This is a genomic window from Burkholderia sp. AU15512, from assembly GCF_002223325.1.
Lineage (GTDB): Bacteria > Pseudomonadota > Gammaproteobacteria > Burkholderiales > Burkholderiaceae > Burkholderia.
This window is the reverse complement of record NZ_NKEX01000006.1, coordinates 2,073,762-2,100,629: the sequence shown is the minus strand read 5'-3', so window position 1 is coordinate 2,100,629 and position 26,868 is coordinate 2,073,762. Positions and strand designations below refer to the sequence as shown.

Genomic DNA, 26,868 nt, shown 5'->3' with positions numbered 1-26,868 from the left:
GATGCCGATATGTCAAGATGAAAGGTATATGAAAGACGGGCGCGCGCGCGAAGCCCGGATCCCCGCCGACGTCAGATATTCCACGACTGCGCGGTGTCGAGCAGCTTCTCGCGCAGTTGATCGACTTCCCCGGCCAGCTTGGCCGTGATCGACACGTAGCCGGACAACTGCGGCGGCGGCGCGTCGTGCGGCACGTCCGTCGGCCGGCGGCGCGGGGCGAGCCGGCTCGGCGTGCCGAACTTGAGCGCGCGGCTCGCGCCGACCAGCGTGTCGCGGATGCGCCGGTTCACGGCCTTCATGTCGACGCGCATGTACTCGCGGGCCGCGATGTCGTCGCGGGCCGGCACCGCACTCGACAGGATCTCCAGATAGCCGATGCACAGGCGCAGGCTGCGCTGGATCGCCTCGAGCTGCATCATCGACGTCTCGCATTCCTTCGACACCGACGGCATCAGCGAGCGCAGCTGGACGAGCAGCGCGCTCAGCGCGGCCATTTCCTTCAGGTGCGCGTCGTCGCTGACCTGGCGGTCGCCCGCGAGCCGCGCATGCACGGCCGCGCACGCGCGCAGCGCATCGGCGAGCTTGTAGCGCCACGAGTAGGTGGCATAGAGCGGCAGCGCGAACGAGAACGCCAGCGCGATCGCGATGCCGACCAGCACGTTCACCGCGCGCCACAGGCCGTCGACGATCTCGTTGTCGCCGTGCCCGGCGACGATCACCATCGTGATCGCCGACAACAGCGCGATGTAGCCGGCCTTGCCGATCGCGTGATACGCGCAGATACCGCACCCAATGGCCATCAGCAGGTAGATCGCGAACGGTGCGTGCAGGAACGAGTAGAGGAGGATCAGCCCGAGCCCCGCCAGCGCGCCGATCGACGTGCCGAGCGCGCGCTCGGCCGCCTTCTTGCGGATGTTGCCGTGGTGCTGCAGCCCGCCGACGACGATCAGCACGGTGATCGTCGACCACTCGCCGTGCGGCACGTTCAGGCCGGTGGACAGCGCGATCGACACGAGAATCGCGAGCGAGACGCGCGCCGCATGGATCAGCTTCGCGTGCCGGTAGCGGCGGTACGGCTCGAGCAGCGGGCGGAGCGCGTGGCGCAGGAACGGCGGCAGCCGGGCAGGGAACGGGGTGGTCATGGCGGAACGGGAGTGGCTGGAACGCGCACGGCGGCCTGCGCGGGCCGGCGCCGCGCCGCGTGCGCAGCAGGTGTCACGCTAACCGAACACGGGAGGACTGTCCACGGTGCGGTCATCCGGCCCGGCCGGCCGCGGTGCGACTTCACGCCACGTCACGGCGACGTCATGCGCCGGCGGCGCTCGGCTGCGCCTCCAGCACGCGATTGCGGCCGCCGGACTTCGCGCGGTACAGCGCCTCGTCGGCCCGCTGCAGCAGCGTCGCGGCGTTCACGCGGCCGTCGGTGGCGGTCGCCGCGCCGATGCTCGCCGTGACGCGCCCGTACGGGCTTTTCGCGTGCTCGATGTCGAGCGCCGCGATCGCCCGCCGGATGCCCTCGGCGACGGTCAACGCGCCTGGCGCATCGGTGTCGGGCAGCGTGACGACGAATTCCTCGCCGCCGTAGCGCGCGACGTGATCGCTGTCGCGGCGCAGGCAGCGCGAGGCGGTTTGCGCGACGCGCCGCAGCACGTCGTCGCCGGCCGGATGGCCGTAATAGTCGTTGAATGCCTTGAAGTGATCGACGTCGACGAACAGCACCGACAGCGGGCGGCCGCTGCGCGACGCACGCTGCGCCTCCTTCGCGAGCACCGTGTCGAACGTGCCGCGGTTGTCGAGGCCCGTCAGCGCATCGGTGTGCGCGAGCCGGTACAGCTTCGATTCGGCGACCTGGCGGCGCTTCAGTTCGCGCGACAGCGCCAGCGACCCCCACGCGATGAACCCGGTGAACAGGCACATCAGCACGACGGTCCAGATCGCGCGGTGGTGCCACGACGCGTAGATGTCGACCTCGGCGGGCGCGACGTCGACGATCAGCGGCAGGGCGGCGAGATGCTTGTAAACATAGATGCGCCGGATGCCGTCGATCGTACCGACCCCGGCCAGCGCGCCGTCGCGGGCGCGCTGCGATTCGATGAACAGCGGCGAGCTGTGCAGGTCGAGGCCGACCACGTGCGGGTCGTACGGCAGGCGCGATACGAGCGTGCCGTTGTCCTCGACGATCGCCGCGCTGCCGTGCTTGCCGACCGCCAGGCCGTCGAGCAGCGCGCGGAAGTAGTCGATGCTGAGCGTGCCGACGACGATGCCGGCGAACGCGCCGTCGGGCCGGTTGATCCGGCGGCTGAGGGCGATCGTCAAGGCGCCGCCGCGCAGCCGGGACGCATACGGCCGGCTGATGTAGAGGCCCTGGGCGAGCTGGTCGCGATGCACGGCGAAATAGTCGCGGTCGCCGAAATTGCCTTGCCGGGCGGGCGATGCGCTCGAATCGATCACGATATTGCCGAGCGCGTCCATCACGAAGATCGACCCGAGATACTCGCCGGTCGCCGCGCGGTCGAACAGCAGGCGGTGGCGCTGGTGCGGGGGCAGGGCCGCCAGTTCAGGATCGGTAACGCCGTCGACGACGTTCTGCAGCGACAAATCGTAGAGCTCGATATTGCGCGCAATATCGCGCTCGATCAGCAGCATCAGGTTGCGTGCATTTTCGACCGCATGGTCGTATGCATCGCGCCGCGCCTCGATTAAAAGCGACGTGGAAAGCCCCCAGCTGAACATCAGCAGCACGATCCCCGCCACGAGTACGCCGCGGGGCGACAGAATGCGTGCCACGATCGACGCGGTATGGCGGCGCAGCGCGGCGGGCAGCGTGAGTGACTTCATCCTCGATGGGGGCGGGCGGCGGATTTTCGCGTCGTTGGCGATTCCGTACGCTGTTTATTTTGAATCGGGGCGCATTATCTCGCGAATTCCGGAGATTCGCGTGTGCATGCAAAACATGCATGCGGATCCGGCGATTCCAAATTGTTACGCAGCATTACCGCTTTACGGAAGGGTATTTGATTTGAATCAATCGTCGATATCGGTCGTATTGTCTGAATAATCCCGTGATTACCCGGCGATTATGCGTACTGGCGCGATATCGGGCGGATTGCGATGGGTCATCGATGGGGTCGGAGAACCGGATAACCATCCATTGCGCGGGTTTTTTGAGCCGACCTGCGACGGCGGCCCGGTTCGACGCGGCCAACCCCTTGATTCTGTGCAGTCTCCGCGGCGGCGGCGGGCGGCGGCACCTGAGCTGTCCCCGTGACGAATCAGGTAGAATCCGCGCTTCGCCGCAGGCGCCCGCCGCGCAACGCGTATCGGGGCCGCATCGAATGCATCGCAGGACGCGCACCGCGCTCCGATTTCGCATGCGCCGGCTACGGATGCCGGCCCGCTCAACGTTCGTCTCGTTTATGTCCGCAATTCCGAAATCCGACCCATCCGGTTCGTCAGCGAACCCACCCAAGCTTCATCGCGCGCTGAAGGCGCGCCACCTGACGATGATCGCCATCGGCGGCTCGATCGGCACGGGCCTGTTCGTCGCGTCCGGCGCGTCGATCTCGCAGGCCGGCCCCGGCGGCGCGATGGTCGCGTACATGGCGATCGGCCTGATGGTCTATTTCCTGATGACGAGCCTCGGCGAAATGGCCGCGTTCATGCCGGTGTCGGGCTCGTTCGCGACCTACGGCGCGAAGTACGTGGACGAAGGCTTCGGTTTCGCGCTCGGCTGGAACTACTGGTACAACTGGGCCGTGACGATCGCGGTGGAGCTGGTCGCCGCGCAGCTCGTGATGCATTACTGGTTTCCCAACGTGCCGGGCGTGTGGTGGAGCGCGGCGTTCCTCGGCGTGATGTTCCTGCTCAACGCGCTGACCGTGCGCGGCTTCGGCGAAGCTGAATACTGGTTCGCGCTGATCAAGGTCGTCACCGTGGTCGCGTTCATCGGCGTCGGCCTGCTGATGATCTTCGGCATTCTGAAGGGCGCGCCGAGCAACGGCTGGGGCAACCTGACGATCGGCGACGCACCGTTCGCGGGCGGCCTGCCGGCGCTGATGGGCGTCGCGATGATCGCGGGCTTCTCGTTCCAGGGCACCGAGCTGATCGGCGTCGCGGCGGGCGAATCGGAAAACCCCCGCACGACGATCCCGCGCGCGGTGCGCCAGGTGTTCTGGCGGATCCTGCTGTTCTACGTGTTCGCGATCTTCGTGATCGGCGTGCTGATTCCCTATACCGACCCGAACCTGCTGAAGACGGACGTGACCGACATCGGCGTGAGCCCGTTCACGCTCGTGTTCCGCCACGCGGGCCTTGCGTTCGCGGCCGGCGTGATGAACGCGGTGATCCTGACGGCCGTGCTGTCGGCCGGCAACTCGGGCATGTATGCATCGACGCGGATGCTCTACAACCTCGCGACCGAAGGCCGCGCGCCGAAGATCTTCGCGAAGCTGTCGGCGGGCGGCGTGCCGCGCAATGCGCTGTACGCGACGACGGCCGTCGGCGCGTTGTGCTTCTTCACGTCGCTGTATGGCGACAAGACCGTGTACCTGTGGCTGCTGAACACGTCGGGGATGACCGGCTTCATCGCGTGGCTCGGCATCGCGGTCAGCCACTACCGGTTCCGCAAGGGCTACGTGAAGCAGGGCTATGCGCTCGACCAGCTGCCGTACCAGTCGAAGTGGTTCCCGTTCGGCCCGCTGTTCGCGTTCGTGCTGTGCCTCGTGATCGCGCTCGGCCAGGACTACCAGGCGTTCCTCGCGAACCGGATCGACTGGGCGGGCGTCGCCGCGACCTACGTCGGCATTCCGCTGTTCCTGGTCGTGTGGCTCGGCTTCCGGTTCCTGAAGAAGAGCCGCTTCGTGCGCTACGAAGACATGGAAATCGCGCCGTGGATCGCCGCGAGCCGCGGCGCGCAGCGGCAGCCGGTGGCGAACCGCGAAACCGCGGGCTGACGCGGGCGCGGCGCGTGGCCGCGTGACGTACGACGAAACGGGAAGCCTCGCGCTTCCCGTTTTTTTTGCCCGGCTTTTGCCTGCACGGGGTCAAAGCCGGTTATATTGCCCGACCCTACCGGGCCACGGCCCGGCCGGCGCGAGGCGCGCCGCGCGGATCGGCATCCGGCGCGCGCGACAGGCGGCGGCCGGCGAAACGCCCGGCGTTTTCATCGTTCCATCCGGGCCGATCCGGCCCGCGGAGCGCGCAACCCAGAGGAATCCATGAGCGCATCACCCGCCGAGCGGAAGGCCGGACCCGTTTCCATCGTGCGACTCGAAGCCGCGATCAACGCGTGGCGCGAAGTGTACCCGCCGGCGCCGGACGGCGAGGACGGCTACGCGCTCGACGCCGGCAGCAATTGCCTCGCGGAACTGTACGGCACGATGATCTGCTACAAACTGCCGGACGTGCCGCTCGACTCGCTGAGCGACGCGCAGCGCGACGCGCTCTACGCGACCGAGGTGTGATGCTCGGCCCACACGGTGCCGCGGCGCGGTATCGGTGAACGAACGGGAAGCGTTGCGGCTTCCCGTTTTGCATTGCGCGGCGCCGGCCGCCGCTGCGCGCGCCATGCGGTTCGCGCCGGGATCGGTACCGGCTGAGGTATCGTGACGGGATCGGGAAGCAGGGGACCGACCGGGCCGGTGTGGACGGCCGGCGCCCGCGCCGTGCGCGGTGCCGAATCAACATCCGTCGCCTGCCCGGGAGGATTCGAACATGGAGTTGAGACACCTCCGCTACTTCGTCGCGGTCGCCGAAGAGCGGAATTTCACGCGGGCGGCCGAACGGCTGCATATCGCGCAGCCGCCGCTGAGCCGGCAGATCCAGCAGCTCGAGGAAGCGCTCGGCGTGCCGCTGTTCGAGCGCAACGCGCGGCCGCTGAAGCTGACCGATGCGGGCCGCTTCTTCTATTCGCACGCGGTGCAGCTGCTCGCGCAGACGACCGAACTCGAATCGATGACGAAGCGGGTCGGCAAGATCGAGCGCAGCATGTCGGTCGGTTTCGTCGGTTCGACGCTGTACGGGATGCTGCCGAAGATCATCCGGCGCTTTCGCAGCGAGTATCCGGCGGTCGAGCTGAGCCTGCACGAGATGTCGACGATGGACCAGATCAAGGCGCTGAAGGAAGGGCGCATCGACGTCGGGTTCGGGCGCATCCGCCACGAGGATCCGAGCGTGCGGCGCGTCGTGCTGCGCGAGGAGCGGATGATCGTCGCGCTGCCGGTCGGCCATCCGCTCGACAGCGCGAAGCCGGTGCTGTCGCTGCACGATCTCGTGAACGACACGCTGATCATCTTTCCGAAGGCGCCGCGCCCGAGCTATGCGGACCAGGTGCTCGCGGCGTTTCACGATCGCGCGTTGCAGCCGCGCAAGATCTACGAGACGCGCGAACTGCAGATCGCGCTCGGTCTCGTCGCGATGGGCGAGGGCGTGTCGGTCGTGCCGCACAGCGTGTACGGGCTGAAGCGCGACGACATCAGCTACAAGCCGCTCGACGATCCGAACCTCGTGTCGCCGATCATCATGAGCATGCGGATGCTCGACGAATCGGAGGATCTGCGCGCGATGCAGGCGCTGATCTACCGGCTGTACGACGAGGCGCAGATGGAGTATCTGCCGCCGCAGCCCGAATGAACGCGCGGGCGGTGGGGGTTTGCTTGACGCTGTGTGCGCGTGCCGGCCACCATCGCAGGATCCGATCCGGCCGCCGAGGGGCGGCCGCTTTCACGCAGACGACACACACATGACCGATATCCCGATCGAGGAGATCACCGTCGAGACGCCGCAGGGGCGCCTCTTTGCGAAACGCTGGCGCGGTGGTCTGGCGCAACAGGCAGCGGGGGCGTTGAATGTAGGCGCACCTGGGCCGGCCGCGCCTGAGCCGGCCGCACCGATCGTGCTGCTGCACGATTCGCTCGGCTGCGTCGACCTGTGGCGCGACTTTCCCGCGCAGCTCGCGAGCGCCACGCAGCGCGACGTGATCGCATACGACCGCCTCGGCTTCGGCCGTTCCGATCGCCATCCGGGGACACTCGGCACGACGTTCGTGCGCGACGAGGCCGATCACGCGTTCGCGGCGCTGCTCGAACGACTGGGCGTCGACGCGTTCGTTGCGCTCGGGCACAGCGTCGGCGGCGGGATGGCGGTCGGGTGTGCAGCCGCGCATCCGGATCGTTGCCGCGCGCTCGTGACGATCGCCGCGCAGGCGTTCGTCGAGGATCGCACGCTGGCCGGCATCCGCGACGCGGGGCAGCAGTTCGACGAACCGGGCCAGCTCGACCGGCTCGCGCGCTATCACGGCGACAAGGCCGAATGGGTGCTGCGCGCGTGGGTCGACACGTGGCTGTCGCCGGCTTTTCGCGACTGGAATCTCGACGACGACTTGCCGCGCGTGCAATGCGCGACGCTCGCGATTCACGGCGAAGACGACGAATATGGATCCGACGTGCATCCGAAGCGGATCGCCGCGCGCGTCGCGGGGCCGTCGTCGTATCTGTTGCTCGGCCAGTGCGGGCACATGCCGCACCGCGAGCGAACCGGCGACGTGCTGGCCGCCGTGACGACGTTCCTGCGCGACGCGCTCGCCTGAGCGCTGCTGCCACCGGCGGGCAGGTGCCCGCCGGCCGTCAGAACGCGAGCTGGATCGCGAGGTCGATCGCGAGCACGGCGATCGATAGGCCGATCCCGAGGACCACATTCGGTAGCCGGTGCTCGAAGTCGCGATTGTCGCGACGCATTGCAGCGCCGAGCAGGAAGATCGCCTCGACGACGATCTGCAGTCCGACGAACATCAGCATCAGCAAATACTCGTAACCCATCTGCTTGAACGCGGCGAATTGCATCCCGTGATCGCGGATCCATTGGCCGACGCGCAGCAGTTCGTACACGAACAGCAACGCGGGAAACAGGTAGCTGATGAAATAGGTCGGCGCGGTGGCGTGCCGTAGTTCGAGGTGGAAATGCTGATGCGTGGTTGCCATCACGAATCCCTCCTTGCAACGCATGATTGCGGTCGCGACGGCGGCGCGACAACGTGCAAACGAAGGGATTACCCGAAGCGTCGCGCGCGGCCGTACGACATCAGCATACTGCTGCACGGGAAATTTGGCATGCGAAGCGTGCGGCCGTCGTAAAAATGCATCGGCGTCGCGCGACGCGTCTATCGTGCCGGATGCGCCGAATGCGCCGAATGCGACGGATGTGGCACCGACCGCCTCAGTGGCGCTCGCTCCTCGCGGTCGCGCCCGGGCGCTTGCGCCCGGCGAGCGCCCGACTGGCACCGGCCAACGCTTACCGGCGCCGCTCAGCCTTTCGCTTGAGCACCTTCGACGAACAGCTTCGCGACCGCCTGGAACTCCCGTTTCAGCGACAGCCCCGGCAGGCTCAGCCAGCGCAGCATCGCCGCGAGATACAGGTGATGGAACCACGTCGCGAGCTGGTCGGCCCGCAGCGTGCCGTTCAGTTCGCCGGATTGTTGCCCGGCCGCGATCAGTTGCTGCCACACGAGCGCGATATCGCTGCCGTTCTCTCCACCGCTTGCCGCTTCAACCGTTCCGATGCTCAGGAAGCGATGGCGCAAATACGCGAGCAGATACGCGGGATGCTGCTCGCACCACGCAGCCGACGCATCGAGCACGCAGTCGATGCGTGACGCGAAGGTCTTGCGCCGCGCGACGTCGCGTTGCAGATGCGCGAGATCGCGTGCGAGTTCACCCTCCAGCCAGTGCGCGAGCACGGCTTCCTTCGTTGCAAAGTGGTTGTACAGCGTGCGTTTCGCGACATCGGCTTGCGCGGCGATCTGTTCCATCGTGACCGCTTCATAGCCGTGCGCGTCGAACAGGCGTGCACCGGTGGCGGCGAGATGCGCGAGCATCTGGATGCGCTTGCGGGCGCGGCGGCCCGGATCGTCGGTCGGAGTCGGCATGGCGGGGGATTGACTGAAAGTGCACGAGTTGCATTAGTATACGACGTGCATTTTTCTGAATCCACTCATTGCCGCCGTGCACGAGGAGTCACGCATGAAGCTCGTCATCGCCACCTACGGCACCGAAGGCGACACGCGCCCGCTCGCGGCGCTCGGCCGTGCGTTGATCGAGGCCGGCCACGATGTCCGGCTGCTGGCCGATGCGGCGACGCTCGGGTCGGCAGTGGCGCTTGGTGTGCCGTCGGCGTCGTTGTCCGGTGATATCCGCGGGGCGATTGCGCCGGATGGCGCATTGGCCGACGCGGTGCGCGGGCGCGGCGGCTTCAATGACACGTCGAAGGCGCTCGCGGCGATCGCCAATGCGAACACGGGCGCGTGGATGCGCGAAATCGCGGATGCATCGGAAGGCTGCGACGCAATCCTCGTGTCGGGGCTCGCATCGTTCGTCGGCTTGTCGGTCGCCGAGTATCGCGGCGTGCCGGCGATCGGCACCGGCATGATCCCGATCACACCCACCACCGAATTCGCGTCGCCGTTCCTGCCGCCGGGGAAGGTGCCGCGCTGGCTGAACCGCGCAAGCCACCGGTTCGTGAACGCGCTGCTGTGGCAGGCGTTCAGGAAGGCGACGAATGCGGCACGCGCGAGCGTGTGCGGGTTGCCGCCGCGCAAGCAGGTGTGGACCGATCATCCGATGCTGTACGGCGTGTCGCCGGCGCTGCTGTCCGGCCCGGGCGACTGGCCGTCGAATGTGCAGGCATGCGGCCAGTGGCGGATCGATGCGCGGGCATGGGCGCCGTCGCCTGATCTCTCGACCTTTCTCGAAGCGGGCGATCCGCCCGTGTACGTCGGATTCGGCAGCATGGCCGGCTTCGATCGCGCCGCGATGGTCGATGCATTGATGCACGCACTCGCCGGTCGGCGCGCGTTGTTCTATCCGGGCTGGAGCGGTATCGAAGCGTCGATGCTGCCGAAGAACGTTCACGTGATCGGCGATACGCCGCATGACTGGCTGTTCCCGCAGGTATCGATGGCAATCCATCACGGCGGATCGGGCACCACGCATTCGGCTGCGCGGGCCGGCATTCCGTCGGTCGTCGTGCCGTTCGCGGGCGATCAGTTCTTCTGGGCGAACCGGCTGCAGCGACTCGGCGTGGCGGATGCGCCGGTCGCGGGGCGGCGCATGGACGCTGCCGCACTGGCGCAGGCCATCGCATTCGCTGAACGGGGCGAAACGCAAGCGCGCGCGATAGAACTCGGCGCGCGCATCGCACAAGAGGAAGGCTTGAAACGGGCCGTCAGTGCGATCGAGCGATGGGGGCAGCCGGGCGCGCGGTAAGCCCGCGCCTCCACCTCAGCTCAGAAATGCCCGGTGAACCGGTAACGGCTGCCCGGGTGCCACAGATTGGCGACCGACGCGACCATCCCCTGCGACCACGTGCGCCGATGCAGCAGCAGGCACGGCTCGCGGTCGTCCATCGTCAGGTGACGGCGCGTTTCGGCGTCGGGCATCGCGGCCTCGATCCGGTATTCGACGCGCTGCAGCGGCGCGACGCGCGTCAGGTACTGGTTCGGCGTCGTCGTCGTGAAGTCCTGCAGCGCATACTCGGGCGCGCAGGCCGGATTGACCCAGCGCTCCTCGAGCTGCACCGGCGTGTCGTTCTCGAAGTGCAGCACGCGCGAATGGAAGATCGGGCTGCCCGTGTCGATCTGCAACTCGTCGGCGAGCTTCGCATCGGCGACGGCCGCACCCACCTGCAGCACCTGCGCACGATAGCCGTGGCCACGCGCGGCGACTTCGTCCGAGATGCTGCGGATCGCGACGAGCGTCGATTCGTACTTCGGCGACGCGACGTACGTGCCGGAGCCGCGCGTGCGCGTGAGCACCTGCTCGGCGGTCAGCTCGCGCAGCGCGCGGTTGACGGTCATCCGCGCGACGTTGAATTCGCGCGCAAGCTCGTTCTCCGACGGCACCTGGTCGCCTTCCGCCCATTCGCCGGCATGAATGCGCGCGAGGATGAAGTCCTTGATTTCCTGATAGATCGGTGTGGTCATGGGATCACGATTCCAGAGTCGGCAGCGGCCCGCCGCCGAATGCCGATCCGGCGCGCGCCCCGCGCCGAGTGTACCGGTTTCGCAGGCGCGCGGGCCCGGATTCCCCGCATGATCCCTGTTCGGCCGGCGCGCGTCCATGCGGGATTGCACAGAGCGGCCGGCCGTCGGCAGCTGGCGAGCGGTCAGAACCGATGCCGGATGCCGACCGTCCCGACCACCTGCGTGTTGTTCGACGAAGGCGCGAGCCCCGTGACGTTCGCGAACCCGAGCGTCGCGCCCGCCGGCACGCCGAACTGGTGCTGGTAGACGGTTTCCGCATACACGTCGGTGCGCTTGCTCAGCGCGTAATCGGCCATCAGCGTCACCTGATGCCATTTCGGCCGATGGCTGCCGGTGGCATCGGCGTAGCGGCCGTTGGTGAACGTATAGGCGCCCGCGAACGAGACGGCCGGCGTCAGCGCATAGCGCGCGTTGACCTCGAAGTTGTCGAAGCGCAGCGCATTCAGCGCGCCGGGCAGCGACGACGCGGCCGTTTCGTCGAACATCGAATGCGTCCACAGCGCGCCGACCGTCAGCCGGTCGAACGCGTAGCTGCCGCCCGCGCCCATCACGCGCTGGCGCACGGCCGGGAAGTTCGGGCCGTCGTTGGTCGACAGCGCACCGCCGGCCGTCAGCCCGCCGCGGTTGAGCTGCAGGTACGCGGCGCCGAGGCTGACCGGCCCGTTCGCATACGACACGCCTGCGCTGTACGCACGGTTGTTCGCGAAGCCGCCGGCCGCGTTGCTGAACCCGTACAGGCCGCCGAACTGCCAGCCGGCGAGCGTCGGGCTCGTGTATTTCACCGCGTTGTCGATGTAGAACGAATCGTCGAGGTTGTCGTTGTCGAACGGATGCGACGCGAGGTTGTTGCCGTCGCCGTTGTTCGCCATCGCGAGCGGGCCGAGATAATCGACCACGGCATCGTACTGACGGCCGAGCGTCAGCGCGCCGTACGGGTCGCTCTGCAGGCCGACGTACGCGCGGCGGCCGAACATCGTGTTCTTGTAGGACTGCGTGCCGTTGTTCAGGTTGAAGCCGTTTTCGAGGCGGAACAGCGCATGCAGGCCGCCGCCGAGATCCTCGTTGCCGCTCAGGCCGAAGACCGTATTCGACAGCAGGCCGCTGCCTTGCTGCCACGCGCTTTTACCCGACTGGTTGTTCGTATAGACGACACCCGCATCGAGCATCCCGTAGAGCGTGACGCTGCTTTGCGCATGCGCGGCCGCGCTGAGGAACGCGAGGGAGAGGGTACCGGCGACTGCTTTTTTCATTGTGAGTGCTTCCTGGAAAGGCCCGTAGCGACGGGAACGACGGATCCGGCGCGCATGCCTGCGGCGAGCGTGCGCGGCTCGTGACGAAGACGAACCGCACGCGTTCGTACCGGAAACGCGCGTTCGAATCGATGAAAGGGGAGCGCGCGCGTGACAGGTGTCACGCGCGGCCGCAATGGACGCCGGCTAGTGCTGCAGCAGGCGGATCGTGCCGAATTCGGCGGCCGGCAGCAGGCGCAGGATCGACAGGATCGCGGGCGACGCTTGCGACCGCGCGACTTCGAGCTCGATGCACGCGCGCCCGGTGCGGTTGTCGATCGCGGCCGTGTAGAAATTGAGCGCGGTGCCGACCGCCTGGTGCAGCAGGCGCCGCACGACGGCGAGGTTGTCCGATTCGACGCGGATCGACAGCAGCACGAGCTCGTCGGCAGAGCACCGGCGCCGTGAACGAACGGGCGGCAGGTCGCGTGAGGCGGCGGTTTCGGTTCTGGTCGGTTTCATGCTGGCATCCCCGGGTCGCATCGTGCTCCGTACTGCGGAGATCTCGTCTTGGACATGTCGCCCATTCTAGGAATCGCGGTGAAGACACGGTGTATAGACTCGTATTGGCCCTGAAAAGAACGCATAAAAACGCCGTCGCCGCCGGCTTTCGTCTTTACAGCTTTTTTACTCCGCGTAAAGAAATTGAACACCGCTTTGATACGCGGATTTCTACACTGTCGCATCCCATTCGCCAGCTGAGCATGGGGGCGTCACACGGGCCTGCGCCGCAACGGCAAGGCCCGATGCGCCGACGATCGCGCGGCGTTGCCGCGCATAGGAAAAAGGGGAAAGCCATGTTGTGGATCACCGGCGCGTTGTCGCTCGCGCTCTTTATCTATCTGTTTCACGCATTGATCCAACCCGAGCGGTATTGATCGGCGCGATTCAACAGGAATTCGAAAATATCGGTGAATGTCATGAGCGATCTGCTTTTCATCTTGTTCACGCTTGCGTTCTTTGCCTTGACGGCCGGTTTCATCACCGGCCTTGACCGGATCTGAGCGAGCGTCGACATGTTCAACAATCTCATTCAATTCGCGATCGTTCTCGCGATCATGCTGGCGCTGGTGCCCGTCGTCGGGAAATGGCTCGCGCACGCTTTTACGAGCCCGCGTCACGCATGGGTCGAACGCCGGACCTATGCGCTGCTCGGCGTGAATCCCGACGAAGCGATGTCGTGGCAGCGCTACGGCATGGTGCTGCTGCTCAGTAATGCCGGGATGATGCTGCTCGGCTATCTGCTGCTGCGCATCCAGGACACGCTGCCGTTCGACGCGCTGCAGCGCGCGTCGCAAAGCCCCGACCTCGCGTTCAACACCGCCGCGTCGTTCATCACGAACACGAACTGGCAGGCGTATGCGGGCGAAAGCAGCCTGTCGAACTTCTCGCAGATGGCCGTCATCACGTTCCTGATGGTGGTCAGCGCGGCGACCGGCGTCGCGGCCGCGGGCGGCTTCATCCGCGGGCTGAGCCGCAAGAGCGCGGCCGACCTCGGCAACTACTGGGTCGATTTCACGCGCGTGACCTATCGCGTGCTGCTGCCGCTCAGCTTCGTGATGGCGCTCGTGTACGTGTGGCAGGGCATGCCGCAGACGCTCGCGTCCGACGCATGGGCGACCACGCTCGAAGGCGCGCGCCAGCAGATCGTGATGGGGCCCGTGGCGAGCCTCGAATCGATCAAGCATATCGGCACGAACGGCGGCGGCTTCTTCAGCATGAACGCCGCGCATCCGTTCGAGAACCCGACGCCGCTCACCAACACGCTGCACATGCTGTCGATGCTGCTGATTCCGTCCGCGCTGACCTATGCGCTCGGCACGATGATCGGCCGGCGCCGCCAGGGCTGGGTGATCCTCGCCGCGTTCGTCGTGATGTTCGTCGGCTTCCTCGCCGTGATCTATTCGGCCGAGCAGCACGGCAATCCGCTCGTGACCGGGCTCGGCGTCGACCCGCAGCCGAGCGCCACGCAGCCGGGCGGCAACATGGAAGGCAAGGAGATGCGCTTCGGCATCGCGCAGACGAGCCTGTTCGCCACCGTCACGACGGCCGCGACCACCGGGTCGGTCGATGCGATGCATGACTCGCTGACGCCGCTCGGCGGCCTCGTGCCGATCGCGCAGATGATGCTGAACAACGTGTTCGGCGGCGACGGCGTCGGGCTGATCAACCTGTTCACGTTCGCCATCCTCACGGTGTTCCTGGTCGGGATGATGATCGGGCGCACGCCGGAATTCCTCGGCAAGAAGATCGAGGCGCGCGAGATGAAGCTCGTGATGCTCGCGGTGCTCGCGCACCCGTTCAGCATCCTCGGCTTCACCGCGGTGGCCGCGATGCTGCATTCGACGATGGACAGCCTCGCGAACCTCGGCCCGCACGGCTTCAGCGAAGTGCTGTATGCGTACACGTCGGGCACGGCCAACAACGGCTCCGCGTTCGCGGGCCTGAACGCGAACACGCCGTTCTTCAACACGACGATCGGCTTCGCGATGCTGATCGGCCGCTACCTGACGCTGCTGCCGATGCTCGCGGTCGCGGGCAGCCTCGCCGCGAAGAAGAACGTGCCGGAAAGCGCGGGCACGCTGTCGACGTCGACGGGCCTGTTCGCCGGCCTGCTGGTCTTCGTGATCCTGGTCGTCGGTGGCCTCACGTTCCTGCCGGCGCTCGCGCTCGGCCCGATCGTCGAGCACCTGATGATGTCGGGCGGCCAACTGTTCTGAGGAAAACATCATGATGCAAGGCAATCGCCAGGCAGCGGCCGCCGCCGCGCCGGCACCCGGTTCTTCGTTCGGCGCGGCGACGCGCGGCCTCGTGCGGCCCGTGATCGCGTCGTCGGTGCTGTTCATGCTCGTCACGGGCATCGCGTATCCGCTGCTCACCACCGGCGTCGCGAACGTGCTGTTCCCGTCGCAGGCGCGCGGCAGTCTCGTGCAGCAGCAGGGCACGACGGTCGGCTCGGCGGTGATCGGGCAACAGTTCACGCGTGCGGGGTACTTCCACGGGCGGCCGAGCGCGACGGTCGGCACCGATCCGGCCGATCCGTCGAAGACGGTCGACCAGCCGTACAACGCAGCCGGCAGCGGCGCGAGCAACCAGGGCGCGACGAGCAAGAAGCTGCTTGCCGATATCGCACAGCGTGTGCGCGCGTACCGGCAGGAGAACGCGCTCGCCGCCGGCACGCCGGTGCCGGCGGATGCGGTGACCGCGTCGGCGTCCGGGCTCGATCCCGAGATCTCGGTCGCTAACGCGCGGCTGCAGGCGGCGCGGGTCGCGCAGGCGCGCGGCGTCGATGCCGCGCAGGTCGCGGCGCTCGTCGACCGGATCGCCCTGCCGCGCCAGCTCGGCGTGCTCGGCGAACCGCGCGTGCGCGTGCTCGACCTGAACCTCGCGCTGGACCGCGCATTCGGCCAAGCGGCCGGCGCGAAGCAATAGCAGGAACCACGGAGTCACTCATGTCCCATATCGAAACCCCGATCAATCCAGTGGCGATGCCGGCCGGCGGCGTGCCGCCGATGCGCTGGACGGCCGTGCTGCGTGAGGCGTTCCGCAAGCTCGCGCCGCGCGTGCAGTTGAAGAATCCCGTGATGTTCGTCGTGTATCTCGGCAGCATCGTCACGACCGTGCTGTGGTTGCAGGCGCTGGCCGGCACGGGCGACGCGCCGGCCGGCTTCATCTTCGCGGTCGCGTGCTGGCTGTGGTTCACCGTGCTGTTCGCGAACGCGGCCGAGGCGCTGGCCGAAGGGCGCGGCAAGGCGCAGGCCGATGCGCTGCGTGCGGCGCGCAAGCGCGTGTACGCGAAGGTGCTCGACGAGCCGAAGCAATTCGGCAGCACCAGCCATCGCGTGCCGAGCGACGAGCTCGCGGCCGGCAGCATCGTGCTCGTCGAGGCCGGCGACACGATTCCGGCCGACGGCGAAGTGATCGACGGCGTCGCGTCGGTCGACGAATCGGCGATCACCGGCGAATCCGCGCCGGTGATCCGCGAGTCGGGCGGCGATTTTTCGTCGGTGACGGGCGGCACGCGCGTGCTGTCCGACTGGATCATCGTGAAGATTACCGCGCAACCGGGCGAGGCATTTCTCGACCGGATGATCGCGATGGTCGAAGGCGCGAAGCGCGGCAAGACGCCGAACGAAGTCGCGCTGACGATCCTGCTCGTCGCGCTGACGATCATCTTCCTGCTCGTGTGCGTGACGCTGCTGCCGTTCTCGCAGTTCAGCGTGCTGCTGAACGCGTCGGGCACGGCGGTGAGTCTGACCGTGCTGATCGCGCTGCTCGTGTGCCTGATCCCGACGACGATCGGTGCGCTGCTGTCGGCGATCGGCATCGCCGGGATGAGCCGCATGATGCGCGCGAACGTGCTCGCGACGTCGGGCCGCGCGATCGAGGCGGCCGGTGACGTCGACGTGCTGCTGCTCGACAAGACCGGCACGATCACGCTCGGCAACCGCGAGGCCGTGCAGTTCCGGCCGGCGCCGGGCGTGGACGAGCGTGCGCTGGCCGAGGCCGCGCAACTGTCGTCGCTCGCCGACGAAACGCCGGAAGGGCGCTCGATCGTCGCACTCGCGAAGCAGCGCTTCTCGCTGGACGTGGTCGCGAACGCAGGCAGCATCACCGTGCCGTTCAGCGCACGCACGCGAATGAGCGGCCTCGACATCGGCGAGCGTCAGGTGCGCAAGGGCGCGGCGTCGGCGATCCGCGCACACGTCGATGCGCTCGGTGGTGTGTTTCCTCAAGCGGTCGAGACGGCCGTCAACGACATCGCGCGACGCGGCGGTACGCCGCTCGTCGTGGCCGACGGTGCCCGCGTGCTCGGTGCGATCGAGCTGAAGGACATCGTCAAGCACGGGATCGCCGCGCGCTTCGCCGAGTTGCGCAAGGTCGGCGTGAAGACCGTGATGATCACCGGCGACAACCGGCTCACCGCGGCCGCGATCGCGGCGGAAGCCGGCGTCGACGACTACCTCGCCGAAGCGACGCCGGAAGACAAGCTGCGGCTGATCCGCGAGCACCAGGCGAAGGGCCATCTCGTCGCGATGACGGGCGACGGCACCAACGACGCGCCCGCGCTCGCGCAGGCCGACGTGGCCGTCGCGATGCACAGCGGCACGCAGGCGGCGAAGGAGGCGGCCAACATGGTCGACCTCGACAGCAACCCGACGAAGCTGATGCAGGTGGTCGAGGTCGGCAAGCAGATGATCATGACGCGCGGCGCGCTGACCACGTTCAGCGTGGCCAACGATCTCGCGAAGTATTTCGCGATCATCCCGGCCGCGTTCGTCGCGACCTATCCGGCGCTCGGCGCGCTGAACGTGATGGCGCTGCACAGCCCGACGTCGGCGATCCTGTCGGCGGTGATCTTCAATGCGCTGATCATCGTGGCGTTGATCCCGCTCGCGCTGAAAGGCGTGAAGTATCGGGCGGAGCCGGCCGAGAAGTTGCTGGGGCGCAACCTGCTGATCTATGGCGTGGGCGGGATCATCGCGCCGTTCATCGGCATCAAGCTGATCGACATGCTGTTGACGCCGTTTATCTGACCGAACGCGCCGTCTCGGCCCCGCTCACGCCTTCGCGGCGTGCGCGGGGCCGTTCGGCGTTTCAATTGCCGGAAGCGATCATGGATGTGAATGTGAACGTGAGCGAAGCGAATCGACGGGCAACGGGGCCGCGGGACACCGCCGCCCGCCGCAGCGGGGACGGCGTGCGCCGCGACCGCTGGCGCGGCGTGCTGCGCGCGTGCGCGATGCTGGCCGACCGCATCGCGGGCGCCGGGCCCGACACGCAGCCGATGCTGGCCGTGCGCGAAGCGCACCCGCGCACGCACGTATGGGTGTCGCGGTACGCGGTGCCGCTGCTGCTCGCCACGCTCGTGTGCGCGCTGGCGACACTCGCCGCCAGCGCGCTGCTGCGCGTGTTCGACCTGTCGAACGTCGTGATGCTGTTCCTGATGACCGTCGTGCTGATCGCGCTGCGGCTCGGCCGGCTCGCCGGCGCGTGGGCCGCGTTCGTGTGCGTCGGCTGCTTCGACTTCTTCTTCGTCGAGCCGAGATTGTCGTTCGCGGTGTCCGATACGCAGTACGTGTTCACGTTCGCGCTGATGCTGGCCGTCGCGCTCGCGATCGGCCAGCTCGCGGCGCGCCTGCGTGCGGAGGCGCGGGCCGCACGCGCGAACGAGAAGCGCTCCGCGGCGCTGGCCCGGGTCGCGCATGATCTGTCGGCGGCGATCGAGACCGAGCAGATCGCATCGATCTGCACCGGCACGATCGCGCCGCTGCTCGGCGTGCGCGTCGCGCTCGTGCTGCCCGATGCGGATGATCACCTGATGCCGGCGCAGCACGCCCGGTTCGTCGAAGCACCGATCGCCCGCTGGGTCTACGAGAATGCACGTGGCGCAGGGTGCGGGCTGGCGCCGTTCGAGCGCGCGGCCGCGCAGTACCTGCCGCTGAAGGCGCCGATGCGCGTGCGCGGCGTGCTCGTGCTGTTCGGCGACGCGCAGCCGGTGCCCACCGACCCCGACGATCGCCGCCTGATCGACGCGCTGTGCTCGTCGATCGCGATGGCGCTCGAACGCGTGCACTACGTCGGTGTCGCGCAGCACACGCTGGTCCGCATCGAAGGCGAGCGGCTGCGCAACGCGCTGCTCGCCGCTGTGTCGCACGACCTGAAGACGCCGCTGACCGCGATCCGCGGGCTCGCCGAGACACTCGAGCGGCCCGAGCGGCTGGCCGACGGGCAGCCGGCCGCGCTCGCGCACGGCATCCGCAACCAGGCCGAGGCGCTGCACGGGCTCGTCGTGAACCTGCTCGACCTCGCGCGCATGCAGAGCGAGGGCGTGCGGCTGAATCGCGAATGGCACATGCTCGACGAGATCGTCGGCAGCGCGCTCGCGCATTCGGCCGGCGTGCTGGCCGGCCGCGACGTGAGCACCGACTTGCCGGCCGACCTGCCGCTGATCGACGTCGACGCGCTGCTGATCGAGCGCGTGCTGATGAACCTGCTCGACAACGCGGCGAAGTATGCGGGCACGGACGCGGCCGTGGCGGTGCGCGCACGCGTGTTCGGCGAAACGCTGTACGTCTTCGTCGAGGACGACGGCCCCGGCTTCATCGCGCGCAACACCGAGCCGCTGTTCGAGCCGTTCGAGCGCGAACGCAAGGAATCGTCGATCAGCGGCGTCGGGCTCGGGCTCGCGCTGTGCCGCAGCATCGTCAACGCGCACGGCGGCTCGATCCGCGCGGTGCCGCTCGATCCGCACGGCGCGCGGTTCGAGGTTCGCCTGCCCCTGGGCGCGCCGCCCGATATCGAACACGAGAGCCGGACATGATCAGATCGCGCGTACTTATCGTCGAGGACGAAGCGGACATCCGCCGTTTCGTGCGGATGGCGCTGGAACAGGAAGGGCTCGACACCTGCGAGGCGTCGACGGCCCGCGAGGCGCGGATGTATGCGTCGAGCAGCAAGCCCGATCTCGTGATCGTCGACCTCGGGCTGCCGGACGACGACGGCAAGACCTTCATCCGCGAGCTGCGCAAGTGGTCGACGGTGCCGGTGATCGTGCTGTCGGCGCGGCAGCAGGAAGTGGAGAAGGTCGCGGCGCTCGATGCGGGCGCGGACGATTACCTGCCGAAGCCGTTCGGCGTGCCCGAATTGCTCGCACGGGCGCGTGCGCAGTTGCGGCGCGCGGCGTTCGTATCGGCCGACGGGCAATCGTCGTCGATCGTGCGGTTCGGCGACGTGACCGTCGATCTCGGCAAGCACGAAGTGGCGCGCGGCGGCGTGCCCGTTCACCTGACGCGCCTCGAATTCCGGCTGCTCGCCGCATTGATTCGTGCGCGCGGCGGCGTGGTCGCCGCGCGGCAATTGCTGGCGGAGGTCTGGGGCATCCACGACGCGGACCGCGCGCACTACGTGCGCGTGTACATGACGAACCTGCGGCAGAAACTCGAGCCGGTGCCGGCGCGCCCGCGGCACCTGCTGACGGAGCTGCAGTTCGGCTACCGGCTGGTCGGTCTGGAAACGGTCGGCTTGGCGGACGGGCCGCGCGGCGCGGCGCCAGCAGGTCTAGACAACTGAAATCCCGCTCCCCGTCGTTCGCCAACGCCCGGAGAAAGCTGTTGTTTAGCTCGATGTAATTCGCAATTAATTGAAATATAAGGAAATTTGCGACCCACGATCCTATTGGTCCGACAATTAGAGATAAACACGGATTGCTGGCGCACCTTCTGAAAAGGCAAAGTTGTATGTACAACTTGGCGTGTCGCCGGAACGGGCGGCCTCCGGGTTGGAAGGGTTCACGGCGGCGCTGCCCGACGGAACCCGGCCCAGTTCGCCTCTGACAGGAACGCCATGAAGAAACTCGCGCTCAGTATTGCCCTTGCCTGCATCGCGGTCGGTGCCCACGCCAAGGATTGGTCGACGATCCGGTTCGGCGTCGACGCCAGCTATCCGCCGTTCGAATCGAAAGACGCAAGCGGCAAGGTCGTCGGCTTCGACGTCGATCTCGGCAACGAGATCTGCGCCCGCCTGAAGGCGAAATGCGTGTGGATCGAGAACGACTTCGACGGGATGATTCCCGCGCTGAAGGCGAAGAAGTTCGACGGCGTGCTGTCGTCGATGTCGATGACGCCGGCGCGTGCCGAGCAGATCGCGTTCTCCGACAAGCTGTTCAACACGCCGACGCGCCTCGTCACGAAGAAGGGCACGAACTTGCAGCCGACGGCCGAATCGCTGAAGGGCAAGTCGGTCGGTGTCGAGCAGGGCACGATCCAGGAAACCTACGCGAAGGCCTACTGGGCGCCGAAGGGCGTGCAGGTCGTGCCTTACCAGAACCAGGACGGCGTGTACCAGGACCTGATGTCGGGCCGCCTCGACGCGGCGCTGCAGGACGCGGTGCAGGCCGACATCGGCTTCCTGAAGACGCCGCGCGGCGCGAACTTCGCATTCGCCGGCAAGGACATCGACGATCCGAAGACGCTCGGCAACGGCGCCGGCATCGGGCTGCGCAAGGACGACGCCGACCTGAAGGCGAAGATCGACCACGCGATCGCCGACATCATCAAGGACGGCACGTACAAGAAGCTCGAGAAGAAGTACTTCGCGTTCGACGTCTACGGCGGTTGATGCTCCCCGCGGCGCGCACCGGTTGCGATGCGCGCCGCGTCTGTCGCGGGTGCAACCCGCTTCGCGCGATGCGTCCGACTTGATGAGCAGGCTGCATCAGGTAGTGCGCAGATATCGTTTGATGCGCGGGTAATGGCTATTGACAATCCAGCCACATCGTTCTGGATCCCTCCTATGATCTTCCAAGGATTTGGCCCGCTGTTGTGGGCCGGCACGGTGGAAACCGTGAAGCTCGCGGTGCTGTCGCTCGCGGCGTCGCTCGTGCTGGGCCTCATCGGCGCGAGCGCGAAACTGTCGACGAACCGCATGCTCAAGTCGATCGGCACCTTCTACACGACGCTGATCCGCGCGGTGCCGGACCTCGTGCTGATGCTGCTGCTGTTCTACGGGATCCAGATCCTGCTGAACAACGTCACCGACATGCTCGGCTGGGACCAGATCGACATCGACCCGTTCGTGGCCGGCGTCATCACGCTCGGCTTCATCTACGGCGCGTACTTCACCGAGACGTTCCGCGGCGCGTTCCTCGCGGTGCCGCGCGGCCAGCTCGAAGCGGGCTTCGCGTACGGGATGAGCGGCTGGCGCGTGTTCCGCCGCATCCTGTTCCCGCAGATGATGCGCTTCGCGCTGCCCGGCATCGGGAACAACTGGCAGGTGCTCGTGAAGGCCACCGCGCTCGTGTCGATCATCGGCCTCGCCGACGTCGTGAAGGCGTCGCAGGACGCCGGCAAGAGCACGCTCGATTTCTTCTTCTTCACGCTGGCTGCAGGCGCGATCTACCTCGCGATCACGACGGTCTCCAACGTCGTGCTGCATCACCTCGAGAAGCGTTATTCCGTCGGCGTCCGGAGGCTCGCACTGTGATCGAACTCGTCAGCCAGTACTGGCAAAGCTATCTCTACACCGACGGCTATCGCTTCAGCGGCCTCGCGATCACGCTGTGGCTGCTGGTGGTGTCGATCGCGTTCGGCTTCGCGCTCGCCGTGCCGCTCGCGATCGCGCGCGCGTCGTCGAACCGCTGGATCTCCGGCCCGGTGTGGCTCTATACGTACGTGTTCCGCGGCACGCCGCTCTACGTGCAGCTGCTGATGTGCTACACGGGCATCTACAGCCTGCAGGTCGTGCACAACCACGTGCTGCTCGACACGTTCTTCCGCAACGCGATGAACTGCACGCTGCTCGCGTTCGTGCTGAACGAATGCGCGTATGCCACCGAGATCTTCGCGGGCGCGATCAAGGCGACGTCGGCCGGCGAGATCGAGGCCGGCATGGCCTACGGGATGTCGCGCTTCAAGCTCTATACGCGGATCATCCTGCCTTCCGCGCTGCGCCGCTCGCTGCCGAGCTACAGCAACGAAGTGATCCTGATGCTGCACGCGACGACGCTCGCGTTCACCGCGACCGTGCCCGACATCCTGAAGATCACGCGCGACGTCAATTCGGCAACCTACATGTCGTTCCAGGCCTACGGCATCGCGGCCGTGCTGTACGCCGCCGTCGTGTTCACGCTCATCTGGGCGTTCCGCAAGCTCGAGACGCGCTGGCTCGCGTACCTCTCGCCGCGCGGCCATTAACGCATTCGCAAGATTCGCAAGGAAGGACCCAGCATGTACAAGCTTACCGTTGACAACCTGCACAAGAAATTCGGCGACAACGAGGTGTTGAAGGGCGTGTCGATGAAGGCGAAGGCCGGCGACGTGATCAGCATCATCGGCTCGAGCGGCTCCGGCAAGAGCACGTTCCTGCGCTGCATCAACTTCCTCGAGCAGCCGTGCTCCGGGCAGATCACGATCGGCAGCGAGCCGATCCAGACCACGCGCGACCGCAACGGCTCGCTGCGCGTGGCCGACCAGAAGCAGCTGCAGCGGATGCGCACGAAGCTGTCGATGGTGTTCCAGCACTTCAACCTGTGGGCCCACATGACGGTGCTCGAGAACATCATCGAAGCGCCGATGGCCGTGCTCGGCGTCGGCAAGGACGAAGCGATCGCGCGGGCGCGCAAGTACCTGGAGAAGGTCGGCCTCGCGCCGCGCGTCGAGGGCATGTATCCGTCGCACCTGTCGGGCGGCCAGCAGCAGCGCGTCGCGATTGCGCGCGCGCTCGCGATGGAGCCGGAAGTGATGCTGTTCGACGAGCCGACGTCGGCGCTCGACCCGGAGCTGGTGGGCGAAGTGCTGAAGGTGATGCAGAAGCTGGCCGAGGAAGGCCGCACGATGGTCGTCGTCACGCACGAGATGGGTTTCGCACGCAACGTGTCGAATCACGTGATCTTCCTGCATCAGGGGAAGATCGAGGAGGAAGGGAATCCGCAGGAGATTCTCGTGAATCCGAAGAGCGAACGGCTCGGACAGTTTCTGTCGGGGCGGTTGAAGTAAGCGGCCAGGCGGCGTCGCGCCTCATCCGCGACGTCGCATACTGGAACGCTAAATGCTTGTCACGCGGGATCCTTTCGATGAAGGAGCACCGCGATGAGCACACCGATCACCACCGCCTTTTCCCATGTCAAGCCGCAGGACACCGCGTATCGCGGCGAAGGCCTGCGCGACTTCTTCCTGTATCGCGATCTCGGTATCGCGGCCGCGACGAACGGCAAGGTCGTCGCGCAACTCGTCAGGGCGAATCATGCACCGGAGGCGGGCACCGGCTGGCACCGTCACGAGGCCGAGTTCCATATCGTGATCATGCTGAAGGGCTGGGCGCGCTTCATGTACGGCGAACGGGAGACGCTGGTCAGCGCCGGCGATTGCGTGCATCAGGCGCCGGGGATCGTCCACTACCTGTTCGACTATTCGCCGGACATGGAGTACCTGGAGATCGTCGGGCCCGCCGATTTCAAGTCGATCGATGTCGAAGGGCCATGCGCGGTGCCGCCGCCGACGCCGTGGGGTGAGGCGGGGGCGTAGCTGCCGCCGTGCTTTCGCGTGCATCGTCCGTACGCCTGTTTGTGACAAACCGCCTTCGTGGCGGTTTTTTCTTGCGCGTTCCACGGAGGTTTCCGTGCGCTCCGCGTTTCCTGCTTCACATTCTTTCGAATTCCGAAGGGTCGCGAAGCTGAAGATCCGGAAAGAAAAGAAAGACATTCGTCAGCTTCGATACGTTGACGGCGCCGCGATGTCAAAGATCGTCAATTGCGCGTGGATGCGGTGCACGGCGAGTCGACGACCGACGTTAAGGAAGTACCAGCCGGATCACCGGTTGAGTTACCCGGGAGAGTTTCATGAAGCGCATCGCGAAGATCCTGACGGCCACCGCAGTGGCATGTGCCGTTCTTGCTCCGGCACTGGCCGAAGCGCATTCGCACCGTGTGTGTCATTTCGATCATCACCACCATCGCGTGTGCCGCTGGGTGCGGTAACCGCGACTTTCCCGGGGATACCCGGAACGCATGCTTTATCAGGCAAATCAGGAGAGGACTATGAAAAAGACGATGTTGATCGCCGCGCTGGTCGCCGGCATGGGGTTGTCGATCGGTGCATTCGCGCAGGTTCCGGCCAGCGCGCCGGCCGGCACGACCGGGCTATGCAAGGACGGCTCGTTCTACTCGGGCGCATCGAAGAAGGGCGCATGCGCCGGCCACAAGGGGGTGAAGACCTGGTACGGCGCATCGTCGGCGGCAGCCGCCAGCGCACCGGCCGCAGCGCCGGCCACGGCAGCCTCCGCAGCCCCGGCATCGGGCACCGCGCCGGCGAAGAGCGCGGCAGCGACCACCGCGGCGGCAGCGCCGGGCGGCGGCGCGGGCAAGGTATGGGCCAATGACAGCACGAAGGTCTATCACTGCTCGACCGACAAGTACTACGGCAAGACGAAGCACGGCAGCTATATGTCGGAAGCCGACGCGAAGGCGAAGGGCTACCACGCGTCGCACGGCAAGGCCTGTTCGTAATACAGGCTGACGCGCGAGCCGCTCCCTCGCGCGTCGTCGGCACGCTGCCGCACCTCACGCCCCGCCACCGCCGGCGGGGCGTTTCATTTTCAGCGCCGTCCGGCTTCAGTGGGCGAGCTGCGATTGCGTGTCGGTCGCCGCATCGTGCGCGGCCGCGCGGGCGTCGAGCAGCGCGCGCAACGTCACGTAGTGCGTGCCGTCCGGGTTACCGTCTGCATCGGCAGTGCGATCGTATGGCTCGTTGTCGTGGATCGTCGCGCGCACGATCGGATAGATCTGCGTTTCCCAGCGGCTGCCGTTGAACACGCCGTAGTGACCTGCGCCCGTCTGCACGTGATGCGTCTTCAGGTACGGCGGCAACCCCGAGCACAGCTCCTGCGCGGCCACCGTCTGGCCGACCGCGCAGATATCGTCCTTCTCGCCTTCGATCGTCAGCAGCGCGGTGCGATGAATCGCTGCCGGCTCGACGAGCCGGTCGCCGACCGTCAACTCGCCGCGCGCGAGCGCGTATTGCTGGAACACCTTCTCGACCGTTTCCAGATAGAACTCCGCGGTGAGATCGGCGGTCGCGAAGTATTCGTCGTAGAAGTGCCGCAGCGTGTCGGCCTTCGCCGGGTCGCCCTTCGCGCGTTCGTAATACAGGTCGGCGAACGACGCCGCATGGCGATCGGGATTCATCGACATGAACGCGCCCACCTGCACGAAGCCCGGATACACGCAGCGCTGGGCCCCGACGAAGCCCGCCGGCACGACGCTGATCAGGTTGCGCGCGAACCATTCGATCGGCTGGCTCGTCGCGAGCGCGTTGACCTTCGTCGGATTCACGCGGCAATCGATCGGGCCCGCCATCAGCGTCAGGCTCGCGGGCTGCGCCGGATCGCCGCCGGCAGCCATCAACGCGACTGCCGCGAGCGCGGCGACGGTCGGCTGGCAGATCGCGAGCACGTGTGCATCCGGGCCGATCTGGTGGATGAAGTCGATCACGTGCGCGACGTATTCGTCGAAGCCGAACCGTCCGGCCGTCAGCGGGATGTCGCGCGGGTTGTGCCAATCGGTGATGTACACGTCGTGGTCGGCGAGCATCGTCTGCACCGTGCCGCGCAGCAGCGTCGCGAAATGCCCGGACATCGGCGCGACGATCAGCACGCGCGGCTGGCGCGCCACCGGCCGCGCCTTGCGGAAATGCAGCAGCGTGCCGAACGGTGTGGCCGCGGCGGCTTCCTCGACGATCGGCACCGCTTCGCCGTCGACGACGATCGACGCGATGCCGAACGGCGGACGCCGATGCGAGAACGCGCAGCATTCGAGCAGTTCGCACAGCGCGTCGAGCATGCGGCCGGTCGGCGTCGCGGTGGCGGGCGGCCACAGCGACATCGTCACGCGTGCGGCGGCGGCCCATGCGCGTGCCGGGCGCGTGCATTCCGCAGACCATTGATAGAACGGATAGGCAAGCAGATTCATGGCTGTCGCTCGTTGTGCCGCGTTGCATGGAACGAGGCAAGCGATGTGCCAGCCTGCGGCTGGCACGCGCGTTGCACGCGGTT

The 26,868-nt window shown here is 67.0% G+C and carries 28 protein-coding genes; 19 read left to right on the top strand and 9 right to left on the bottom strand.

Translation table 11 applies throughout. The features are described from left to right. Positions 1–71 precede the first annotated feature (71 nt). Both CFB43_RS28710 and CFB43_RS28705 read right to left on the bottom strand, forming a co-directional pair. Positions 72–1,142, bottom strand: a complete 1,071-nt coding sequence (locus tag CFB43_RS28710) for an FUSC family protein (protein ID WP_089497525.1) — start codon at positions 1,140–1,142, stop codon at positions 72–74. A 163-nt stretch (positions 1,143–1,305) separates the two neighbouring features. Beyond that, entirely contained in the window at positions 1,306–2,838 is a 1,533-nt protein-coding gene (locus CFB43_RS28705) for a GGDEF domain-containing protein (RefSeq protein WP_089497524.1), read from the bottom strand. Here CFB43_RS28705 and CFB43_RS38065 point away from each other — a divergent pair. From CFB43_RS38065 to CFB43_RS28685, 5 genes are all read left to right on the top strand, one after another. Beyond that, on the top strand, positions 2,777–3,058 hold the full coding sequence (locus CFB43_RS38065; protein ID WP_179254866.1) for a hypothetical protein: 282 nt from the start codon (positions 2,777–2,779) through the stop codon (positions 3,056–3,058). The genes CFB43_RS28705 and CFB43_RS38065 overlap by 62 nt on opposite strands. Positions 3,059–3,416: 358 nt before the next feature. Then, the gene (locus CFB43_RS28700; RefSeq protein WP_089497523.1) at positions 3,417–4,952 is read left to right on the top strand and encodes an amino acid permease; all 1,536 of its coding nucleotides are present in this window, start codon (positions 3,417–3,419) and stop codon (positions 4,950–4,952) included. Between the two features lie 264 nt (positions 4,953–5,216). Next, the gene (locus tag CFB43_RS28695) at positions 5,217–5,462 is read left to right on the top strand and encodes a DUF3717 domain-containing protein (RefSeq protein WP_089497522.1); all 246 of its coding nucleotides are present in this window, start codon (positions 5,217–5,219) and stop codon (positions 5,460–5,462) included. A gap of 250 nt (positions 5,463–5,712) precedes the next feature. Next, positions 5,713–6,630: a LysR family transcriptional regulator gene (locus CFB43_RS28690; RefSeq protein WP_011355987.1), complete on the top strand. Its 918-nt coding sequence runs from the start codon at positions 5,713–5,715 to the stop codon at positions 6,628–6,630. Positions 6,631–6,739: 109 nt separating this feature from the next. Then, positions 6,740–7,585 (top strand): alpha/beta fold hydrolase, encoded by an 846-nt coding sequence (locus tag CFB43_RS28685; RefSeq protein ID WP_089497521.1) that lies wholly within the window; start codon positions 6,740–6,742, stop codon positions 7,583–7,585. 37 nt (positions 7,586–7,622) lie between these two features. Here CFB43_RS28685 and CFB43_RS28680 read toward each other — a convergent pair whose 3' ends face one another. Next, positions 7,623–7,976, bottom strand: coding sequence for a hypothetical protein (locus tag CFB43_RS28680; protein ID WP_089497520.1), 354 nt, complete (start codon positions 7,974–7,976; stop codon positions 7,623–7,625). Between the two features lie 323 nt (positions 7,977–8,299). Further along, positions 8,300–8,920, bottom strand: a complete 621-nt coding sequence (locus CFB43_RS28675; protein ID WP_089497519.1) for a TetR/AcrR family transcriptional regulator — start codon at positions 8,918–8,920, stop codon at positions 8,300–8,302. 94 nt (positions 8,921–9,014) lie between these two features. Between CFB43_RS28675 and CFB43_RS28670 the strand changes: the two genes are divergently transcribed. Further along, a complete protein-coding gene (locus CFB43_RS28670) occupies positions 9,015–10,256 on the top strand; it encodes a glycosyltransferase (protein ID WP_089497518.1) in 1,242 nt (413 codons plus the stop codon). Between the two features lie 20 nt (positions 10,257–10,276). Here the strand turns inward: CFB43_RS28670 and hutC are convergent, their stop codons facing one another. From hutC to CFB43_RS28655, 3 genes are all read right to left on the bottom strand, one after another. After that, complete coding sequence (gene hutC / locus CFB43_RS28665) at positions 10,277–10,972, bottom strand: histidine utilization repressor (protein ID WP_089428141.1); 696 nt, start codon at positions 10,970–10,972, stop codon at positions 10,277–10,279. A 182-nt stretch (positions 10,973–11,154) separates the two neighbouring features. Continuing rightward, positions 11,155–12,282 (bottom strand): porin, encoded by a 1,128-nt coding sequence (locus tag CFB43_RS28660; RefSeq protein WP_089497517.1) that lies wholly within the window; start codon positions 12,280–12,282, stop codon positions 11,155–11,157. A 186-nt stretch (positions 12,283–12,468) separates the two neighbouring features. Beyond that, entirely contained in the window at positions 12,469–12,783 is a 315-nt protein-coding gene (locus CFB43_RS28655) for a hypothetical protein (protein ID WP_089497516.1), read from the bottom strand. Positions 12,784–13,025: 242 nt separating this feature from the next. Between CFB43_RS28655 and kdpF the strand changes: the two genes are divergently transcribed. Continuing rightward, positions 13,026–13,199 carry a K(+)-transporting ATPase subunit F gene (gene kdpF, locus CFB43_RS39230; RefSeq protein WP_089497515.1) on the top strand — a complete coding sequence of 58 codons (174 nt, stop codon included), beginning with the start codon at positions 13,026–13,028 and terminating at the stop codon, positions 13,197–13,199. Here kdpF and CFB43_RS39225 read toward each other — a convergent pair. Next, on the bottom strand, positions 13,169–13,339 hold the full coding sequence (locus CFB43_RS39225; protein WP_174975849.1) for a hypothetical protein: 171 nt from the start codon (positions 13,337–13,339) through the stop codon (positions 13,169–13,171). The genes kdpF and CFB43_RS39225 overlap by 31 nt on opposite strands. Between CFB43_RS39225 and kdpA the strand changes: the two genes are divergently transcribed. From kdpA to CFB43_RS28595, 12 genes are all read left to right on the top strand, one after another. After that, a complete protein-coding gene (gene kdpA, locus CFB43_RS28645; RefSeq protein WP_089497514.1) occupies positions 13,338–15,041 on the top strand; it encodes a potassium-transporting ATPase subunit KdpA in 1,704 nt (567 codons plus the stop codon). The two genes, CFB43_RS39225 and kdpA, sit on opposite strands and share 2 nt — an antisense overlap. Positions 15,042–15,051: 10 nt before the next feature. Next, positions 15,052–15,753 carry a potassium-transporting ATPase subunit KdpC gene (gene kdpC / locus CFB43_RS28640; protein WP_179254917.1) on the top strand — a complete coding sequence of 234 codons (702 nt, stop codon included), beginning with the start codon at positions 15,052–15,054 and terminating at the stop codon, positions 15,751–15,753. Positions 15,754–15,809: 56 nt separating this feature from the next. Further along, a complete protein-coding gene (gene kdpB, locus CFB43_RS28635; protein ID WP_089498175.1) occupies positions 15,810–17,858 on the top strand; it encodes a potassium-transporting ATPase subunit KdpB in 2,049 nt (682 codons plus the stop codon). A gap of 80 nt (positions 17,859–17,938) precedes the next feature. Continuing rightward, a complete protein-coding gene (locus CFB43_RS28630) occupies positions 17,939–19,645 on the top strand; it encodes a DUF4118 domain-containing protein (protein ID WP_089497513.1) in 1,707 nt (568 codons plus the stop codon). Next, positions 19,642–20,394: a response regulator gene (locus CFB43_RS28625; protein WP_089497512.1), complete on the top strand. Its 753-nt coding sequence runs from the start codon at positions 19,642–19,644 to the stop codon at positions 20,392–20,394. The genes CFB43_RS28630 and CFB43_RS28625 overlap by 4 nt, the downstream gene beginning before the upstream one ends. Before the next feature lie 273 nt (positions 20,395–20,667). Further along, positions 20,668–21,441, top strand: a complete 774-nt coding sequence (locus tag CFB43_RS28620; RefSeq protein ID WP_089497511.1) for an ABC transporter substrate-binding protein — start codon at positions 20,668–20,670, stop codon at positions 21,439–21,441. Positions 21,442–21,615: 174 nt separating this feature from the next. After that, positions 21,616–22,305 (top strand): ABC transporter permease, encoded by a 690-nt coding sequence (locus CFB43_RS28615; RefSeq protein WP_041493367.1) that lies wholly within the window; start codon positions 21,616–21,618, stop codon positions 22,303–22,305. After that, positions 22,302–23,015 carry an ABC transporter permease gene (locus CFB43_RS28610; protein ID WP_089497510.1) on the top strand — a complete coding sequence of 238 codons (714 nt, stop codon included), beginning with the start codon at positions 22,302–22,304 and terminating at the stop codon, positions 23,013–23,015. The genes CFB43_RS28615 and CFB43_RS28610 overlap by 4 nt, the downstream gene beginning before the upstream one ends. 33 nt (positions 23,016–23,048) lie before the next feature. Continuing rightward, positions 23,049–23,816, top strand: coding sequence for an ABC transporter ATP-binding protein (locus CFB43_RS28605; RefSeq protein WP_039344915.1), 768 nt, complete (start codon positions 23,049–23,051; stop codon positions 23,814–23,816). Positions 23,817–23,909: 93 nt separating this feature from the next. Then, a complete protein-coding gene (locus CFB43_RS28600) occupies positions 23,910–24,344 on the top strand; it encodes a cupin domain-containing protein (RefSeq protein ID WP_089497509.1) in 435 nt (144 codons plus the stop codon). 314 nt (positions 24,345–24,658) lie between these two features. Then, the gene (locus CFB43_RS38555) at positions 24,659–24,796 is read left to right on the top strand and encodes an HHHH-motif protein (protein ID WP_167347852.1); all 138 of its coding nucleotides are present in this window, start codon (positions 24,659–24,661) and stop codon (positions 24,794–24,796) included. 60 nt (positions 24,797–24,856) lie between these two features. Beyond that, positions 24,857–25,324 (top strand): DUF3761 domain-containing protein, encoded by a 468-nt coding sequence (locus CFB43_RS28595; RefSeq protein ID WP_089443092.1) that lies wholly within the window; start codon positions 24,857–24,859, stop codon positions 25,322–25,324. A 105-nt stretch (positions 25,325–25,429) separates the two neighbouring features. On the opposite strand, the gene CFB43_RS28590 is transcribed toward CFB43_RS28595, so the two are convergent. Next, positions 25,430–26,785, bottom strand: a complete 1,356-nt coding sequence (locus tag CFB43_RS28590) for a polyhydroxyalkanoate depolymerase (protein WP_089497508.1) — start codon at positions 26,783–26,785, stop codon at positions 25,430–25,432. Positions 26,786–26,868: the final 83 nt, after the last annotated feature.

What these genes read in the sequence shown, in the direction of transcription:
- kdpC (WP_179254917.1), top strand. Translation starts at nt 15,052, where the DNA reads ATGATGCAAGGCAATCGCCAGGCAGCGGCCGCCGCCGCGCCGGCACCC.
- CFB43_RS28705 (WP_089497524.1), bottom strand. Translation starts at nt 2,838, where the DNA reads ATGAAGTCACTCACGCTGCCCGCCGCGCTGCGCCGCCATACCGCGTCG.
- CFB43_RS28605 (WP_039344915.1), top strand. Translation starts at nt 23,049, where the DNA reads ATGTACAAGCTTACCGTTGACAACCTGCACAAGAAATTCGGCGACAAC.
- CFB43_RS28590 (WP_089497508.1), bottom strand. Translation starts at nt 26,785, where the DNA reads ATGAATCTGCTTGCCTATCCGTTCTATCAATGGTCTGCGGAATGCACG.
- CFB43_RS28620 (WP_089497511.1), top strand. Translation starts at nt 20,668, where the DNA reads ATGAAGAAACTCGCGCTCAGTATTGCCCTTGCCTGCATCGCGGTCGGT.
- CFB43_RS28655 (WP_089497516.1), bottom strand. Translation starts at nt 12,783, where the DNA reads ATGAAACCGACCAGAACCGAAACCGCCGCCTCACGCGACCTGCCGCCC.
- CFB43_RS28625 (WP_089497512.1), top strand. Translation starts at nt 19,642, where the DNA reads ATGATCAGATCGCGCGTACTTATCGTCGAGGACGAAGCGGACATCCGC.
- kdpA (WP_089497514.1), top strand. Translation starts at nt 13,338, where the DNA reads ATGTTCAACAATCTCATTCAATTCGCGATCGTTCTCGCGATCATGCTG.
- CFB43_RS28595 (WP_089443092.1), top strand. Translation starts at nt 24,857, where the DNA reads ATGAAAAAGACGATGTTGATCGCCGCGCTGGTCGCCGGCATGGGGTTG.
- CFB43_RS28615 (WP_041493367.1), top strand. Translation starts at nt 21,616, where the DNA reads ATGATCTTCCAAGGATTTGGCCCGCTGTTGTGGGCCGGCACGGTGGAA.
- CFB43_RS28695 (WP_089497522.1), top strand. Translation starts at nt 5,217, where the DNA reads ATGAGCGCATCACCCGCCGAGCGGAAGGCCGGACCCGTTTCCATCGTG.
- CFB43_RS28670 (WP_089497518.1), top strand. Translation starts at nt 9,015, where the DNA reads ATGAAGCTCGTCATCGCCACCTACGGCACCGAAGGCGACACGCGCCCG.
- CFB43_RS28675 (WP_089497519.1), bottom strand. Translation starts at nt 8,920, where the DNA reads ATGCCGACTCCGACCGACGATCCGGGCCGCCGCGCCCGCAAGCGCATC.
- CFB43_RS38555 (WP_167347852.1), top strand. Translation starts at nt 24,659, where the DNA reads ATGAAGCGCATCGCGAAGATCCTGACGGCCACCGCAGTGGCATGTGCC.
- CFB43_RS28600 (WP_089497509.1), top strand. Translation starts at nt 23,910, where the DNA reads ATGAGCACACCGATCACCACCGCCTTTTCCCATGTCAAGCCGCAGGAC.
- CFB43_RS28710 (WP_089497525.1), bottom strand. Translation starts at nt 1,142, where the DNA reads ATGACCACCCCGTTCCCTGCCCGGCTGCCGCCGTTCCTGCGCCACGCG.
- CFB43_RS38065 (WP_179254866.1), top strand. Translation starts at nt 2,777, where the DNA reads ATGCGTGCCACGATCGACGCGGTATGGCGGCGCAGCGCGGCGGGCAGC.
- CFB43_RS28630 (WP_089497513.1), top strand. Translation starts at nt 17,939, where the DNA reads ATGGATGTGAATGTGAACGTGAGCGAAGCGAATCGACGGGCAACGGGG.
- CFB43_RS28685 (WP_089497521.1), top strand. Translation starts at nt 6,740, where the DNA reads ATGACCGATATCCCGATCGAGGAGATCACCGTCGAGACGCCGCAGGGG.
- CFB43_RS28660 (WP_089497517.1), bottom strand. Translation starts at nt 12,282, where the DNA reads ATGAAAAAAGCAGTCGCCGGTACCCTCTCCCTCGCGTTCCTCAGCGCG.
- kdpF (WP_089497515.1), top strand. Translation starts at nt 13,026, where the DNA reads ATGGGGGCGTCACACGGGCCTGCGCCGCAACGGCAAGGCCCGATGCGC.
- CFB43_RS28690 (WP_011355987.1), top strand. Translation starts at nt 5,713, where the DNA reads ATGGAGTTGAGACACCTCCGCTACTTCGTCGCGGTCGCCGAAGAGCGG.
- kdpB (WP_089498175.1), top strand. Translation starts at nt 15,810, where the DNA reads ATGCCGGCCGGCGGCGTGCCGCCGATGCGCTGGACGGCCGTGCTGCGT.
- hutC (WP_089428141.1), bottom strand. Translation starts at nt 10,972, where the DNA reads ATGACCACACCGATCTATCAGGAAATCAAGGACTTCATCCTCGCGCGC.
- CFB43_RS39225 (WP_174975849.1), bottom strand. Translation starts at nt 13,339, where the DNA reads ATGTCGACGCTCGCTCAGATCCGGTCAAGGCCGGTGATGAAACCGGCC.
- CFB43_RS28700 (WP_089497523.1), top strand. Translation starts at nt 3,417, where the DNA reads ATGTCCGCAATTCCGAAATCCGACCCATCCGGTTCGTCAGCGAACCCA.
- CFB43_RS28680 (WP_089497520.1), bottom strand. Translation starts at nt 7,976, where the DNA reads ATGGCAACCACGCATCAGCATTTCCACCTCGAACTACGGCACGCCACC.